Source organism: Janthinobacterium sp. ROICE36 (genome assembly GCF_002869965.1).
Classification (GTDB): domain Bacteria; phylum Pseudomonadota; class Gammaproteobacteria; order Burkholderiales; family Burkholderiaceae_D; genus Janthinobacterium.
Map to the genome: position 1 here is coordinate 1 of NZ_PEBS01000149.1, position 2,958 is coordinate 2,958.

General features: G+C 55.5%; 3 protein-coding genes and 1 pseudogene. 1 reads left to right on the forward strand and 3 read right to left on the reverse strand.

Translation table 11 applies throughout. From position 1 onward, the window contains the following. Nucleotides 1-664, forward strand: a pseudogene (locus CSZ94_RS28385) (hypothetical protein); the annotation flags it as partial. 96 nt (nt 665-760) lie between these two features. Here the strand turns inward: CSZ94_RS28385 and CSZ94_RS27010 are convergent. The 3 genes from CSZ94_RS27010 to CSZ94_RS27020 all read right to left on the reverse strand — a co-directional run bounded on the left by CSZ94_RS27010 (nt 761) and on the right by CSZ94_RS27020 (nt 2,721). Next, nucleotides 761-1,252: a helix-turn-helix domain-containing protein gene (locus CSZ94_RS27010; protein ID WP_102124313.1), complete on the reverse strand. Its 492-nt coding sequence runs from the start codon at nt 1,250-1,252 to the stop codon at nt 761-763. Between the two features lie 75 nt (nt 1,253-1,327). Beyond that, on the reverse strand, nt 1,328-2,305 hold the full coding sequence (locus CSZ94_RS27015; RefSeq protein WP_102124314.1) for a tyrosine-type recombinase/integrase: 978 nt from the start codon (nt 2,303-2,305) through the stop codon (nt 1,328-1,330). 17 nt (nt 2,306-2,322) lie between these two features. Next, nucleotides 2,323-2,721 (reverse strand): hypothetical protein, encoded by a 399-nt coding sequence (locus CSZ94_RS27020; RefSeq protein WP_102124315.1) that lies wholly within the window; start codon nt 2,719-2,721, stop codon nt 2,323-2,325. Nucleotides 2,722-2,958: the final 237 nt, after the last annotated feature.

Below are 2,958 nucleotides of genomic sequence, written 5' to 3' on the forward strand. Positions count from 1 at the left end.
CGCAAAACTTCTGCGTTATTCGCTCCTGCCTCGACACGCTACGGAAACAAGGCCATGGCATGCTCGCCGTCTTGCAACGCGCCTTCGCTGGAAACCCGATTCAGCCAGCCCCCGGCTGAACAGTTACCATTTTTTGTCCATTTTTTTTTTGCTAAAAAAAGAACTGATTTTTACAATATTTCGTTTACTTATGAAAAAAATATTTCCACTTGCTTTTTATTTTTTTTTAGTGTATTGGGGGTCAGCAAGAGCTAGCCCAAGTCCAAGCCCAAGCACTGAGGAGACTGCATGCTTACTAGAACCCACTAACTGTGGCAACAACTCAATGATGCAAGGTAAATATATTAACGAAAGTGATCAAATTAGCAATGTAATAAAGAATTCAGCACTATCATTGGAATTTGATCTGTCTGTTTTGAAAGAAGATCCGAGTGATGTGCCTGTCCCCTCTATGCCTCCTGAATTAGCGTCGCGGTATACGTTATCGCCTCAGAGTGAGGCATTCCGGCGCTTCGAGAAAGGCGTAAAGGATGCTGAGGTTCCCGACTGCCTTCACTCCGATGGCCTTAAAAGACAGTCTACCTCCATACTATTTGTTGAAGTTCGTGGCGTTTACGCTTTACCCTTTGTGGCTCTGGCAAAGGCACGTGGCAAGTGCAAGTAGAGACGAACATGGTTTTGTTGCACAATTAAACTGAGCGCGTATATGGGCAAGCCATTTGCCTTGCGCGTGCAAGAAGGGCGGTTTCAAATAACAGGCTCATCCCCAAACCTCTTTTCGCTCGGCGCCCAGTACCGGACCGAGCTTAGCCAATCGCGACCATACTTTCGTCGGCGCTTCATTGGAGATCATGGCCGCTTCTTCTACCGCCATCACAACAATTTGCACCGATGCCTCGTCAAGAAAATGAAGCATCTGCGCCTCGTATCCGCGAGGAACCTCACCCGTGGAAAGCGCATGCTGCAAGGTTTCAACGCTCATCTCTTTTTTATAGCTGACGCTGCTGGTTTTGGCGGCCATCCACAGGCCATTTTTGCGTTTCCGGGCCGCCAACGACGGAGGATCGAAACTCAAGCCGAGAATGCCCATGATCTTGGTCAAGCGTTGAAAACTAAGATCTTTAATGGTCCCGGCTTCCAGCCGTTGTACGGTCTGGCGCGATAGATTAGAAAGATTAGCCAAGTGCTGCTGAGTCAGGCCGACCGCCTTGCGCCGCCTATAAATCTCTTGCCCGATCACGTGGAGGCTCATTATTTTCCGCTTAAAGGAATGTACAATATATTGTACATCCTGTGAAATATAAAACGGCACTCCCTGCAGTCACAATCAGTAAGCTACCTTGAACGTGGGGCTGTCCTCCGGGCGCATCTTGCGTCGGTCATAGATACGCGTCGTGGCGATGTTGGCGTGCCCCAGCCATTCCTGGACCTTGGCAATGTCGGCGTCATGGTCAAGTGCGTTGGTCGCTGCAGTGGCCCGCAAAGCATGCGGGCCGAAGCCGGCGACATCGATTTTCAACGACGCGGCATAGCCGGCCAGCATTTTGTAGACCCCATCGGCGGTGATCGCGGTGTGCTCGGTGCGGCGCGTATTGCCGCTGACCGGGCGGAACAGCGCTCCCGCCTTGTCGTCGCCGTGGCCGGCCGCCACCAGGTAATCGGCGATGTGCTCGGCGGTGGCCGGATGCAGCGGCACGTAGCGCAGCTTGCCGCCCTTGCCGTGGATACGCAGATGCTTGACGCCGCGACGCTCCTGGAGGTCGCCGACCGCCAGCGCGCACAGCTCGGCACGGCGCAGGCCGTGATAGAGCAGGGTGGAGAGGATGGCACGGTCGCGCCGCCCCTTGCCGGTGCCGGCGTCGGGCGCGTTGATCAGCGAGCGCGCCTGGTGATCGCCGATGGCCGGCGTCTTGCCCTCCTGGCTGACCATTTTCGGCCGCTTGACGCCTTTTACCGGGTTGCCGGTCACGGCGTTGGCCTCGCACAGGTATTCGAACAGGGAGGAGAGGGCGGCCAGCTTGCGCCGGATCGTGGCGCCGGACAAGGCGCGCAGCTCCAGATCGCGCCGCCAGGCGAGCACGTGGGCACGCGTGACAACGCGAAACTGTTCCGGTTGCTCGATGCCCATCAACGCCATGAACTCCCCCAGGTCGGCCTGGTAGGCGCGGCGGGTTTGTGGATTATCGATGTTGGCGAACCAGGTCAGCGCCGGCGGCACATCGGCCAACTGGTGAAATTGCGCCGCTGTGAGCGACGTGCCGCTGCGCGGCTCTGCGCCGATGACCAAGTTTCGTGTATTCGACATCGCCATCTCCATATGAATTAGCTGCCGGTTTTCACCGCAAAATGCTGCTGGATATGCTCGTACTGCGCCTGGACGCTGCCACCATCCGCAATGGCCATGGCTTGCGCGTACCGGACCAGATACGCCTCGACGACTTTGTGGGTATGCACGGCGTCAGCAATGACAGCGCCGCCTGGTGCAATCATGGTGAGCATCACCGCGTCCTCGTAGTCCAGATTTGGCACGTAGGCAATACCCGTGAGCAGGTCGAGCACCGCTGCACGGCCGTCGACGTGATGTTCGTGGTGGCCATGGAGACTGGCGAGGAAAGCGATGGTGCGCGACGCGACGTTCTGGTTTTCTGAGGACATGATGTTTTTCGAAAAAGATGGGCCGCGCACCTGGTAGCGTGGCGCCAGCGCGACGCGCGCCGGCAAGGCCCAATTTACTATTGATAACGTATTTTATCAATAGTAAAAAAGAAAATGATTGAAGCGAGAAAAATTAACATCGTCCTTTCCAACAGCATCGATCGAAGTGCAATACTTGTTTAGAATTGGGTGATCATATTCCTATTCGCAGCTTGCCCTACTTCAAAGCCAGGCGCCTGTTGAGTACACTGTTGATTCCTGTCACCTCACCGCCAGCGCCATGACCCAAGCCCTTCACAGCCG

Bases quoted from the DNA above. Each gene is read 5' to 3' on its own strand.
- CSZ94_RS27015 (WP_102124314.1), bottom strand. From the start codon at position 2,305: ATGTCGAATACACGAAACTTGGTCATCGGCGCAGAGCCGCGCAGCGGC.
- CSZ94_RS27010 (WP_102124313.1), bottom strand. From the start codon at position 1,252: ATGAGCCTCCACGTGATCGGGCAAGAGATTTATAGGCGGCGCAAGGCG.